The 12,764-nt window shown below is 33.4% G+C and carries 9 protein-coding genes; 5 read left to right on the top strand and 4 right to left on the bottom strand.

The annotated features are described in order from the left end of the window. Positions 1 to 141 precede the first annotated feature (141 nt). From E1J38_RS10150 to E1J38_RS10135, 4 genes are all read right to left on the bottom strand, one after another. Positions 142 to 3,009 (bottom strand): TonB-dependent receptor, encoded by a 2,868-nt coding sequence (locus E1J38_RS10150; protein WP_133356439.1) that lies wholly within the window; start codon positions 3,007 to 3,009, stop codon positions 142 to 144. 305 nt (positions 3,010 to 3,314) lie between these two features. Next, positions 3,315 to 5,162: a glutamine--fructose-6-phosphate transaminase (isomerizing) gene (gene glmS / locus E1J38_RS10145; protein ID WP_133356438.1), complete on the bottom strand. Its 1,848-nt coding sequence runs from the start codon at positions 5,160 to 5,162 to the stop codon at positions 3,315 to 3,317. A 16-nt stretch (positions 5,163 to 5,178) separates the two neighbouring features. After that, the gene (bamH, locus tag E1J38_RS10140) at positions 5,179 to 6,861 is read right to left on the bottom strand and encodes a BamH family beta-barrel-assembly machinery protein (RefSeq protein ID WP_133356437.1); all 1,683 of its coding nucleotides are present in this window, start codon (positions 6,859 to 6,861) and stop codon (positions 5,179 to 5,181) included. A gap of 70 nt (positions 6,862 to 6,931) precedes the next feature. Then, on the bottom strand, positions 6,932 to 7,741 hold the full coding sequence (locus E1J38_RS10135; protein ID WP_133356436.1) for a glycogen/starch synthase: 810 nt from the start codon (positions 7,739 to 7,741) through the stop codon (positions 6,932 to 6,934). Between the two features lie 199 nt (positions 7,742 to 7,940). On the opposite strand from E1J38_RS10135, the gene panC reads away from it, so the two are divergent. The 5 genes from panC to radA all read left to right on the top strand — a co-directional run bounded on the left by panC (position 7,941) and on the right by radA (position 12,710). Continuing rightward, complete coding sequence (gene panC, locus E1J38_RS10130; protein ID WP_133356435.1) at positions 7,941 to 8,792, top strand: pantoate--beta-alanine ligase; 852 nt, start codon at positions 7,941 to 7,943, stop codon at positions 8,790 to 8,792. Positions 8,793 to 8,805: 13 nt separating this feature from the next. Further along, the gene (gene panD, locus E1J38_RS10125) at positions 8,806 to 9,156 is read left to right on the top strand and encodes an aspartate 1-decarboxylase (protein ID WP_133356434.1); all 351 of its coding nucleotides are present in this window, start codon (positions 8,806 to 8,808) and stop codon (positions 9,154 to 9,156) included. 3 nt (positions 9,157 to 9,159) lie between these two features. Continuing rightward, complete coding sequence (locus E1J38_RS10120) at positions 9,160 to 10,119, top strand: lysylphosphatidylglycerol synthase transmembrane domain-containing protein (protein WP_133356433.1); 960 nt, start codon at positions 9,160 to 9,162, stop codon at positions 10,117 to 10,119. A gap of 86 nt (positions 10,120 to 10,205) precedes the next feature. After that, complete coding sequence (locus tag E1J38_RS10115; RefSeq protein ID WP_133356432.1) at positions 10,206 to 11,351, top strand: alpha/beta hydrolase; 1,146 nt, start codon at positions 10,206 to 10,208, stop codon at positions 11,349 to 11,351. Then, positions 11,352 to 12,710 carry a DNA repair protein RadA gene (gene radA / locus E1J38_RS10110; RefSeq protein WP_133356431.1) on the top strand — a complete coding sequence of 453 codons (1,359 nt, stop codon included), beginning with the start codon at positions 11,352 to 11,354 and terminating at the stop codon, positions 12,708 to 12,710. Positions 12,711 to 12,764 lie beyond the last annotated feature (54 nt).

Genomic DNA, 12,764 nt, shown 5'->3' with positions numbered 1-12,764 from the left:
TAATTGTTGGAAAACATGTTTTGTTTTCGGCTGCAAATATATGGGTTTTAATTTAAAAAGAAAGCTGTTTTTTTAAGCTTTTTTATAATAACAAAAACACCTCCAATTTGGAGGTGTTTTTGTTTGATTTTTAAGTATTAATTATAGATTATTAATTATCCAAGAGACATAGTACATAGACCCTATAAAGCCAGTTCCAAAGGCTTGTGTATATTCATCTCCTAATAGGTTTGTAACTCCAGCTTTGAATGTTGATTTAAAACTAGGAACTTTTAAATTAATCTGGGCATCAATAACATGATATGCAGGTACTGCACCATTACCAAAAGAAGATTCCCAGAAATAGTTGTCACTCCAGCGCCAAGCTAGATTGAAACCAAAGTTTTTAAATAAATCTGTGTTTCCAAAAGATACTTTAACTCTATGTTCAGGTGTGTTAAAGTTAGTTGTTAAATTTGGGTTAGCGTTTTGATCAAAGTCTAACTTAGCATAGGTATAATTACCACTTAAATCAAAATTGGTAAATATTTTTGTAGACAGACCTAAAGAGGCTCCATAAGAATTAACATCAGCAGGAGAGTTTGTGTAGGTACTATATATCTGGAAATCTCCATTGGCAATAGCAGCCACAGACAAAGAGTTATCGCCAACAGTTCCATAAAAAGGAGATACAACAACAGGTTGCGTCAAGAAATCTTTATAAGAGTTATAATAAGCACTAAAATCTACTGTAAAATTATTAAACTTACCACGATATCCTACTTCATAAGATGTAATTTGCTCTGGTTTAACAACATCAGGATTGGCTATAGCATTGGGTGATGCTAAAACTGAAGGATCTCCTGTTTCTAATAATTGTAAGAGTGAAGTCACGGTATATGAATTTTCGTAAGCTACTCGTCCAGTTTGAGTAATGCTAGATGGTTGTCCAAATCCTACTTGTCCAGCTAAACTAACAGGATAATTAGCAGTATATCTATCTAAATTGTCAGGAGCTGAACCTATCAAAATAGCTCTACCAGAATTTAGCCCAATAAACAAATCTTGGGTAGTAGGATTTCTAAATCCTGTTTGTACAGAAGCTCTTATGTTATGGTTTTCATTGACCGTTAAGCCAGCAGAGAATCTTGGAGAAAGGAAACCGTCAAAAAACTCCGATTTATCATAACGGATAGATCCTGTGAGTTTTAAATCCATAGATTCATTGATTTCCATATTCTTTTGAATCTGAGTATATAATCCGTATTCTGAATAGTCTATAGGGCCATTAGTATCAGTATAAATCGTTCCAGATGAATTTAAACTATATTTTCTATATGATCCACCAATTTGAACCTCAGCAAACTCCCATAAATGGCCAAAATTATAATTAGCATCTGCATGGTAATACTTTGATTGGTCTTGAAATTTGGATCCTGTAGCCAAGTCAGGGTTATTTATACTTCTGTTAAATGCTTCTTGAAACTCAGGGGTTCCTGGTAAAAAACGTTCAATACCATCATCAGCAAAAGGGTTTGCTAAATTTGTTGGGTCAAAATCTAATACTTCATCAGCAACTTGCCTTCCAAAAATATGGGCTGCGTCAACATTGCCTCCTGGAATATTGGGTATAAGACCCCCAAATGCTAAAGCATAATTGGCAACATACTCACCATACCAAGTATTATCGTCTTTCCAAGCTCTATTAATATTTCTACCAGTGAAGGTCATGTCATATGAGTCACCTGCCTTATCAGTTACAACATAGCCTCTAAGAAAGAAATTATTATTTCTAAATTCTAATTTATGCTGCTGTTGAAAAAAACCATTTATATTATATCTGTTGGCTCCTTGATAAATTGTAGTACCTACACCTACCTTTCCTACATACTGAATCTCAAAATCATCAGCCCATGGTCTGAAATAGAGACCCCAATCGGCTTTTACACTTTCGGCATTATAATCTGTTAAATTACTTTCGGCATATCCGGTCCTGCTTACATTTTGAGAAGGTACCAAATCTGCTAAAGCCTGTGGTAGTATTCCAGCAGCAACAAGTCCGTCTGCAACAAGGGTCATATTAAGACTTTCATCATCTCCATAAATGTTAATACCATCGTAATCAGGGTTAGTTCTGTCAAACCCTCTATTGAGTTTGTCTTCTTCACTAGTTGCCATCCAGTCGGTTCCTTGTAAATATCCAAAGTTTACCTTTGCCGCAAAAACATCACTGAACTTGTGTGCTGCTCTAATTCCAAAATCTTTGTAGTCATTGTCACCGGCAGACACTTGTGATGTTATTCCTTGCTTGTAATAAGTGCTTATACCATGATGGTCAAAAGGGTTTTTGCTGCGCATAAATAAAATTCCATTAAATGCATTAGCTCCATAAAGAGCTGATGCAGCTCCAGGTAATATTTCCACGCTTTGAACGTCTGTTTCTATCATTCCTACTAGATTTCCAATAGGAAAGTTTAATGCTGGCGTTGAGTTATCCATGCCATCTACTAACTGCATAAATCGATTGTTAGCAAAGGTGGCAAAACCTCTTGTATTTACCGATTTAAAAGTCAAACTGTTAATATTTACATCAACACCTTTTAGGTTTTCCAACCCATCGTAAAAATCTGCAGAAGCCGTGTTTTTAATTTCATTAATACCAAAACGCTCTACAGTTACTGGAGATTCAAAGATACGCTCTGGGGTTCTAGAAGCTGAAATAACAACTTCATCTAGTGAAGTTCCTTCAGTTAGAACAAAATTTAATATTTGATTATTTGAGGTCACTTCTTCAGTGGAAGTTTCAAACCCAACACTACTTGCTTGAACACTAAAAGGAGGGTTTTGAGAATAGGTTAATGTAAAATTACCATCAAAATCTGTAACCGTACCTGTAGTAGTTCCTACAATAATTACATTTGCGCCTGGAATAGGCTGTCCGCTATTATCTTTTACAGTACCAGTAACAGTAGTTTGAGAATACGATAAACTGCAAAATAACAACAACAAAAAGGGAATAATTGTTTTCATTTAGAGTGAATTAGTTTAATTATTTAAGCAATATAAAAATAAAATCACAAAAATTATGCACGCATAATAAAAATTACCAAATAAAAAGGTGTTAAAAATATAGAATTAATAAAAATTGATTTTTAACACTCAAAACCATAGTGATTTTTATTTAGAATTTTTGCTTTTACTCGAAGTTCTAAATAATCCCAATTTATTTATCCGATATTATCTTTAGGATATAAATTCGGACAAAAAAATGAACAGAAATTGAGGTATAGATAAAAAAAATGATTTTGTTAAAGAATGTCTTTAATATTAATTTCTTATTCTACAGTGACCGATTTCGCTAAATTTCTTGGTTGATCAACATTCTTACCAAGCATAACAGCAATATGATAAGATAAAAGCTGAAGCGGAATAGTGGTTAATAATGGAGAAAGGGATTCTAAAGTCTCTGGAACTTCAATAACATGATCTGCTAATTCTCTAACCTGCTCATCTCCCTGTGTTACAATACCTATAATCTTTCCCTTCCTTGATTTTATTTCCTGAATATTACTTACTACCTTTTCGTAGTGACCTTTTTTGGTAGCAATTACAATAACAGGCATATTTTCATCAATCAAGGCAATAGGGCCATGTTTCATTTCGGCTGCTGGATAGCCTTCTGCATGGATGTAAGATATCTCTTTTAGTTTTAAGGCTCCTTCTAGAGCAACAGGAAAATTGTAACCTCTGCCTAAGTATAGACAATTAGTAGCATCTTTATATATATCTGCAATAATTTTGATATGATTATCAGACTTTAGAGCCTTTTTCACTTTATCAGGAATCATTTCTAATTCCAATAAATGACGGTGATAATCAGAACTAGTTATTGTTCCTTTAGCTCTAGCTAATCTTAGAGCCATTAATGTTAATACTGTAATTTGAGTTGTAAAGGCTTTTGTTGAAGCTACACCTATTTCTGGGCCCGCATGAGTATATGCACCTGCATGGGTTTCTCTGGCTATAGATGAACCAACTACATTACAAATACCAAATACAAACGCACCTTTAGATTTAGCTAATTTAATGGCGGCCAAAGTATCAGCGGTTTCACCAGATTGAGAAATAGCAATTAAAACATCATCTTCTCTAATAACAGGGTTTCTGTATCTAAACTCCGAGGCGTATTCAACCTCTACTGGAATTCTAGCTAAATCTTCAAAAATATATTCAGCTACTAAGCCAGCATGCCATGAGGTGCCGCAGGCTACAATAATAATTCTATTAGCATTGAGAAACTTTTTCATGTTATCTTCAACACCAGACATTTTTATAATTGCTTGATCTCTTAAAAGCCTTCCTCTGTATGTATCTGTAATGGCTTTTGGTTGCTCATAAATTTCTTTGAGCATGAAATGGTCATAACCACCTTTTTCAATTTCTTCAAGATTCAACTGGAGTTTTTGAATGTAAGGAGCTACCAAAGAGTCATCTTTAATTTTTCTTATTTTGATTCCTTTATGGAACCTTATGATAGCCATTTCTTCGTCTTCTAAATAAATGGCATCTTTAGTATATTCAATAAAAGGTGAAGCATCTGATGCAATGAAAAACTCATCTTCTCCAATACCAATGGCAAGTGGGCTACCTAAACGAGCTACCACAATTTCTTCAGGTTTGTTTTTATCAAAAACAGTAATAGCATAAGCGCCAATTACCTGGTTCAAAGCAATCTGAACCGCTTTTCCTAGTTTGACGCCTTCTTGTTTTTGTACATCTTCTATTAAATTAACCAATACTTCGGTATCGGTATCAGATTTAAATGTGTAGCCTCTTGATATGAGCTCTTGTTTTAAAGCATCATAATTTTCAATAATTCCGTTGTGAATTATTACTAAGTTTCCTGAATTGGAAAGATGGGGATGTGAATTTATATTATTAGGGACTCCATGAGTTGCCCAACGTGTGTGACCTATACCAACATTACCGTGTTTGGTAATTTCTTTTTCTGAAAGGTTTTCTAAATCGGCCACTTTGCCCTTCGTTTTAGAAACTTTTAAATCAGTTCCGTCAAACAGAGCGATACCAGCGCTATCGTAACCCCTGTATTCCAGGCGTTTAAGACCTTCAACTATAATGGGATAAGCTTCTCTGTGTCCTATATATCCAACTATGCCACACATAAATCTTTTTATTAACTTATTTAGGGTCTGTAAAAAATAACTTTAACTTCATTTGTTTGTCCGGATCTGAGCTATTGGTTCCGTGAACAATGGTTCCTCTGGGAGCAATGACACTAGCAGCGGGAATTTGGGTTACAACGTCTTCACTTTGTAATATTTCTGAATTACTGGTAATATTTACATTATTGGATAATACTAAACCTATTTTAGTGTTTGTAGAATCTTTTAGTAAAATATTATTTAAATGTTCTGTAATTCTAATTTTGTATCTGTAGTTACCTTCGTCATCTTTTTGTCTTAATCCCAAGTTAATAACTTTAGACCTGTTTGGGTTTCCAGTATTTTCAGTAGGGTCAACAAAATAATCAAAAGTTGGTGTATTGTTCTCAAGGTCATAAGCGTAAATTCTGTCGTATTTATGTATACTGTCATTTACCCCTGTGTTAATGGTCTCATCCTCATAGACTATTAAGTGTGCTTGATTGATAAGTTTTTTTAAAACAAAATCTCCTGTAGAATTATTAACTATGTAATTACCTTCGTTGTCTAAAGCTCTAAAAGTCTTTTTAAAAGCTTCTAAAGCTGGTATATTAGAAGTATTATTGTTGTCATCTGTATATTCAACAAGGCCATGAAACAAATCCACTGTAGCCATGCCACCTTCAACGCCTTTAAGGTAAAGTTTTTCATCACCATTGGTTCTGTCTCCTTCAGGTATGGGGTAATTGAAATTATTAATAAAGGTGTTAAGCCTTTTGCCATTAAAGTTAAAAGCATATGAAGCTTTTATTCTACTATCACCACTCTTTCTAGTATAGTAAATAGTAATTTGAGCATCAGACGATCCAAAATTTAGAAGAGCCATATTACCATCACCACCAATATTTTCTGCTTTAAAGTAAAGTCCTCTAAAGTAGTTCTTAAAGTTGTTAGCATTACTTAAGTCTGCACTCCCTTGTTTGTCAATAATGGTTGTTTTCCAAAAAAGCGGATCTAACATAATCCTGAGTGCTGGAGGTGTTATTGATTTAGTTGTATCTGTGCCTGAGATTTCCCAAAGTTCAATAGCCTCACTGCTAGGGGTGAAAGAGATATCTTTTATTAAAGCACCTTTAAAGTTGTCAAAATTGATTATGCTGTTATCGGTTCTTGCAAAATTATCTGTTGTACCACTGCCGGCATATGAAAAATAGTTTTGCTGTTCCCCTAAGTTGTCTGGGTTAAAATCTCTTAAAAAATATTCGTTTTGATATATAGATAGTTTTATTTGAGCGTTTTCATTTCCGTACAAAGAATCACTTATGGAATATCTAGAGTTACCCGTAATCTCATCAACACCAATTACTCTACTAAAATAAGGGATACTTAAAACTACAGAGTCTATTATGGGCTCTTCTCCAAAATCTGGATTGAAAGAAGTTGGTAATATCTGTGTTATAACACTTGCTGTAGTTGCTCCAAACTCAGGATCCTCATAAAAGCCTAATAGATTAGAGGGTAAATTATTAATTTGAACGGAGTCTAATTTCTTATTGAACGAGAGAATAGGAAGCGTGTTTTCATCTGTATCAAAATTAGCATTGTCTTTACCCAGTACATCACTGTCTAAAACATAGAACTCTTTATCACAAGCAATAAAGGATGTAACAAAGAGTAGAATTATGGCAGGTACTTTAAGGACTTTTATTTTCTTTTTCATCTGGGATATGTATTCTTAACACAAGTGTTTTGATAGACTTACTTCATTAACATTTATAAAGAAGTAAAACTTAACTTAAAACGTTTTCATTAAAGAATGTAGTATAAGCTTCGCCAAATTCATCTCTACTAACATATTCTAGAATAGGTTTGTTAGATGCTTTAGCGTATGCGTTTAAGTCTTCAGGAATATTCTCAGAACCTATTATGATGGCATCAGAATAATCAATAGCAACTTTCATTAAATTATTGTATGATGGATTTTCAAGCACTTTGATAGCATCATCGTCAATGCTGTCAAATTTAATCTTATTAACCAAGTCTTTATTTAAAGTATTGTTAAAACTTTGGTTGTAGACCGAAGTTACTATTTTGCTATCAGTAAAAAGAGGTTCGTCTTTGTAGTATTCTTTTAAATAGACTGGAAGCAAAGAGGCTAACCAACCATGAACATGGATTACATCTGGAGACCAGTTTAATTTTTTTACAGTTTCTATCACACCCTTTGCAAAAAAGATAGCACGCTCATCATTGTCAGAGAATAATTCGCCATCTTCATCTGTTAATGTTGCCTTTCTTTTAAAATATTCGTCGTTATCAATAAAATACACTTGAATACGCTCTTTTGGTATTGATGCCACTTTAATTATTAAAGGCATGTCTAAATCGTTAATTACTAAATTAATTCCAGAAAGTCTGATAACTTCATGTAATTGATGTCTGCGCTCATTGATGTTTCCATATCTAGGCATAAAAATACGAATTTGTCCACCTTGTTGGTTAACAAGTCTTGGAGCTTCGAATGACATGGATGAAATTTCTGTTTCAGGTAAATAAGGCACTACTTCAGATGATACATACAATATCCTCTTATCTTTCATATGTTTGTTTTTGAGGGCTTTTAAAAGCCTTTTTAACTAGCGATTAACGATTTCTATTTTTAAGAGAAATTTTGAAAAGCTCGTTTTCAAACAAGTCTCAAAGTCATTAATTCAAAATAAAAAACACGCAAAAGTACAAAAATTTATGCAAATTGACTGTAAAATCTTAAGTTTGCAGGCGTTAATTTTTTATTAAAAAGTGCAAGTTTACTCAGAAAAACAACAAATCATAGAAGCTATTGCAGCGCTTAGAGCCCAAAAACAATTAATTGGTTTGGTGCCTACTATGGGGGCTCTACATAAAGGGCATTTAGCCTTGGTAGAAAGGGCTTTAGAGAATAACAATTGCGCTGTTGTTAGTATTTTTGTAAACCCTACCCAGTTTGATAATAGTACCGATTTAGAAAAATACCCTAGGACTTTAGAAAAAGATGTGGCGTTACTTAGCACACTTTCAAAAGATAACATCATGGTGTACGCACCTACTGTTGATGATGTATACGAAGGTAATCCAGTTTCAGAAACGTTTGATTTTGATGGACTGGAATTTGAAATGGAGGGAAGATTTAGACATGGACATTTTGATGGTGTTGGCACCATTGTAAAACGTCTTTTTGAAATAATCACACCAAACAATGCTTACTTTGGTGAAAAAGATTTTCAGCAATTACAGATAATTAAAAAATTGGTTGAAAAGCATCATATTCCTGTGAATATAGTAGGTTGTCCTATTTACAGGGAAACATCTGGGTTAGCTATGAGCTCACGAAATACGAGATTAAAACCAGAATATTTAGAAGCTTCGCCTTTTATCTATAAAACATTAAAAGGAGCTAAAAAGCTTTTTGGCACAAAAAGTGCTAATAAAGTTACAGAATGGGTTGAATATCAGTTTTCTAAGCACGATTTATTAGAGTTAGAATATTTCATTATTGCCGATACAGAAACTTTAAAACCTATAAAACGAAAATCTAAAAAAAAGGCGTATCGAGCGTTTATAGCTGCTTATGCTGACGATATTAGATTGATTGATAATATCGTATTAAATTAATTATCTTTGCAGCATGCAAATTCAAGTAGTAAAATCTAAAATTCATAGGGTTAAATGCACAGGTGCAGACCTTAACTATATAGGCAGTATTACCATAGATGAAGATTTAATGGAGGCTGCTAACATTATACAAGGTGAAAAAGTTCAGATTGTAAATAATGACAATGGTGAGCGCTTAGAAACCTATTGTATTCCTGGTCCACGTAACAGTGGGGAGATAACACTAAACGGTGCTGCTGCCAGAAAAGTTTCTGTAGGTGATACTTTAATTCTCATTACGTATGCTATTATGCATATAGAAGAAGCTAAAGTGTTTAAGCCTTCATTAGTGTTTCCAGACGAAGCCACTAACTTATTAAAGTAAATATTGAAACCTAAAATAAAACGAATACTAAAAATTGCACTCCCATTATTACTGGGAGTTTTTTTGGTCTGGTATTCACTTTCTAGGATTTCAATTGAAGAGCTTGTTTCATATTTTAAGAAAGCAGACTACTCTTGGATAGGTCTGGGTGTTTTCTTTGGGCTATTAAGTCATTTATCAAGAGCATATCGTTGGCGTTTTCAATTAGAACCAATGGGTTATAACATTAAACTTGGTAATAGTATTATGGCTGTTTTTGCGGCTTATTTAATTAATTATACTATTCCAAGAGCTGGAGAAGTGGCCAGAGCATCTATTATAACTAATTATGAAGACGTGCCTTTTGAAAAAGGTCTAGGTTCTATAGTGGCAGAACGAGTTGCTGATATGATAGTTATGCTTGGTATTATAACTGTTACACTTTTTCTGCAATTTGATTTTATTTATGGCTTTTTAGTTGAAAAATTCAATCCTATTAAAATTGTTATTGTTTTATCAGGATTCGTTATTTTAATCTTCTTCTTTATAAGGTTTATAAAAAAAAGTACTTTAAGATTTGCTATAAGAATTAAGACATTTGTTAATGGATTAATTGAGGGCGCGTTAAGTATTTTTAAAATGAAGAAAAAATGGGCATACATATTCCATACCCTATTTATTTGGGCTATGTATGTGCTTATGTTTTATGTAACCTCTTTTTCATTGGAGCAAACTAGTCAAATTCCTTTTGCAGCAGTATTAATTGGTTTTATAGCTGCTAGTTTCAGTATAGCTGCAACTAACGGAGGTGTGGGGTCGTACCCAGAAGCTATTGTGTTGGCTTTTTTACTATTTAATATTCCTGAAGACCCCAGTAGAGCTTTTGGTTGGATTATGTGGGCATCTCAAACCCTTTTAATTATTATTTTTGGAGGCCTATCGTTAGTTTATTTACCAATTTACAATAGGATAAAAAGGAAATAAACACTTATAAATTAAAAACAGTGTTTTTAACCTGTTGGTTAATTTCTTAACTTGCCGTTTAATAAATCTCAAATCATTCTGCCAAAATGAAACAATTACTTGTTGTATTATTTTTTTTTACTGTAAATTTCACAACTTCTCAAGTTAAATATGAAACTTTTCAATCTTCAAGATTAGGAGAAGAGCGTCAAATAAAAATTCAATTGCCTAGGGGATATGATTCTAGTCAAGAAAAAGTATATCCATTATTTGTAGTCTTTGACGGTGATTATATGTTTGAAGTTGTTGCAGGTAATGTAGATTATTATTCCTATTGGGAGGATATGCCAGAAGCTATTGTGGTTGGTATAAATCAACTTGGTAAACGTTATGATGACTGTATGTATTCTGAACAGAATTCATTGCCAATTGAAACAGGAGCTGCTTTTTTTGAGTTTGTAGGTATGGAGCTTGTACCTTATTTAGAACGCAATTATAGGATAACTAATTTTAAGGTAGTTGTTGGGCATGGTGAAACGGCAAACTTTATTAATTATTTTTTGTTAAAGTCAAATCCACTGTTTCAGGGTTATATTTCAATTAGTCCTGAGCTCGCTCCAGATATAATAGATTATGTTCCAGAACGACTTGGTAAATTGCAATCTAAAACGTTTTACTATTTGGCATATACTAATAACGACTCAAAATCAATTAAACAGATGTCACAGGCATTAAATAAAGATGTTTCATTAATAGAAAATGAAAAATTACAATACATCTTTAATAGTTTTGAAAGGCCATCACATTATTCTGTGCCCGCTCATGCCATACCTGGTGCTTTAGAAAGTATTTTTAAAGTTTTTCAACCAATAAGTAAGCAAGAATATAAAGAGACCATATTAAAATTAGAAACTTCACCTGTTGATTATTTGGTAGAGAAATATCAAACTATACTAGATTTGTTTGCATTAGATAAGCAAATACTTGTGAACGATTTTAAAGCGATTGCAGCAGCCATTGAAAAGAATGAAGAATATGAGTACTATGAAGCTTTGGGAAAGATGGCTAGAAAGCACTATCCAAAAACCATGTTAGGTAATTATTATTTGGCAAGATTTTATGAAGAAACTGGTGAGCCTAAAAGGGCTATGCGGACTTACCAATCGGCTTATATACTAGATGAAATTGCAGGTTTAACAAAAGATTTAATGTTAGAAAAAGCAGATTTAATAAAAGCAGATTTTGGTTATTAAATGGCTAAGGTAAAAACAACATTTTTCTGTCAGAACTGTGGGGCGCAATATGCTAAATGGCAAGGGCAATGTAATGCTTGTAAAGCATGGAATACTATTGCAGAAGAGGTTATTCAAAAACCAGAAAAAAGTGATTGGAAAATACCAACTTCATCTGCAAAACGTGTTTCAAAACCACTTAAAATAAATGAGATTGATCTCTCTAAAGACGCAAGATTAAATACTTTAGATTCTGAGTTTAATAGAGTGTTGGGTGGTGGCATTGTTCTGGGGTCTTTAACGTTATTAGGTGGAGAGCCTGGAATTGGTAAAAGCACCTTGTTGCTTCAAGTGTCTTTAAAGCTTCCGTATAAAGTTTTATACGTTTCGGGAGAAGAAAGCCAGAAACAAATAAAAATGAGGGCAGAACGCATAAATCCTAACAACAATAATTGTTACATTTTAACAGAAACCAAAACCCAAAATATTTTCAAGCAAATTGAAGTTTTAGAACCAGAAATTGTTGTTATAGATTCCATTCAAACACTTCATAGTGATTACATAGATTCATCTTCAGGTAGTATTTCACAAATAAAGGAATGTACTACAGAACTTATTAAGTTCGCCAAAGAAACTTCAATCCCTGTCATTCTAATTGGGCATATTACAAAAGATGGCAATATTGCAGGCCCTAAAATTTTAGAACACATGGTAGATACTGTGCTACAATTTGAAGGAGACCGAAATCATGTATTCAGAATTTTAAGAGCTAACAAGAATCGCTTCGGGTCTACCAATGAATTGGGAATTTATGAAATGCAAGGGTCTGGTTTAAGAGAGGTATCAAATCCATCAGAAATACTAATTTCTAAAAAAGATGAAGAATTATCGGGCAACGCTATTGCAGCTACTTTGGAGGGTATGCGCCCGTTAATGATTGAAGTTCAGGCTTTGGTGAGTACAGCTGTTTATGGAACGCCGCAACGTTCTGCAACTGGGTTTAATGCAAAACGCTTAAATATGCTTTTGGCTGTTTTAGAAAAAAGAGCAGGTTTTAGACTAGGTGCTAAAGATGTATTTTTAAACATAACAGGAGGTATTACTGTTGATGATCCTGCTATAGACTTAGCAGTAATTGCTGCTATTTTATCATCGAATGAAGATGTAGCTATACAACAGGATTTTTGTTTTGCTGCTGAGGTTGGCTTGTCTGGTGAAATCAGGCCGGTTCAGCGTGTAGAACAACGCATTCTAGAGGCTGAAAAATTAGGGTTTTCTGCCATTTTTGTATCTAAACATAACAAAATTTCACTTAAAAGCACTTCCATTAAAATTCAATTGATTTCCAAAATAGAGGATTTGGTAGAATTTATCGTTTAAATTGCTTTAAATCAATACTTCGTTTTATCAAAATTCCTTAAATTCGCAACCTTA

The sequence above is a fragment of the Seonamhaeicola sediminis genome (genome assembly GCF_004358095.2).
Classification (GTDB): Bacteria; Bacteroidota; Bacteroidia; order Flavobacteriales; family Flavobacteriaceae; genus Seonamhaeicola; species Seonamhaeicola sediminis.
This window is presented reverse-complemented; position numbering and strand designations above follow the sequence as displayed.

What these genes read in the sequence shown, in the direction of transcription:
- E1J38_RS10150 (WP_133356439.1), bottom strand. Translation starts at nt 3,009, where the DNA reads ATGAAAACAATTATTCCCTTTTTGTTGTTGTTATTTTGCAGTTTATCG.
- glmS (WP_133356438.1), bottom strand. Translation starts at nt 5,162, where the DNA reads ATGTGTGGCATAGTTGGATATATAGGACACAGAGAAGCTTATCCCATT.
- bamH (WP_133356437.1), bottom strand. Translation starts at nt 6,861, where the DNA reads ATGAAAAAGAAAATAAAAGTCCTTAAAGTACCTGCCATAATTCTACTC.
- E1J38_RS10135 (WP_133356436.1), bottom strand. Translation starts at nt 7,741, where the DNA reads ATGAAAGATAAGAGGATATTGTATGTATCATCTGAAGTAGTGCCTTAT.
- panD (WP_133356434.1), top strand. Translation starts at nt 8,806, where the DNA reads ATGCAAATTCAAGTAGTAAAATCTAAAATTCATAGGGTTAAATGCACA.
- E1J38_RS10115 (WP_133356432.1), top strand. Translation starts at nt 10,206, where the DNA reads ATGAAACAATTACTTGTTGTATTATTTTTTTTTACTGTAAATTTCACA.
- radA (WP_133356431.1), top strand. Translation starts at nt 11,352, where the DNA reads ATGGCTAAGGTAAAAACAACATTTTTCTGTCAGAACTGTGGGGCGCAA.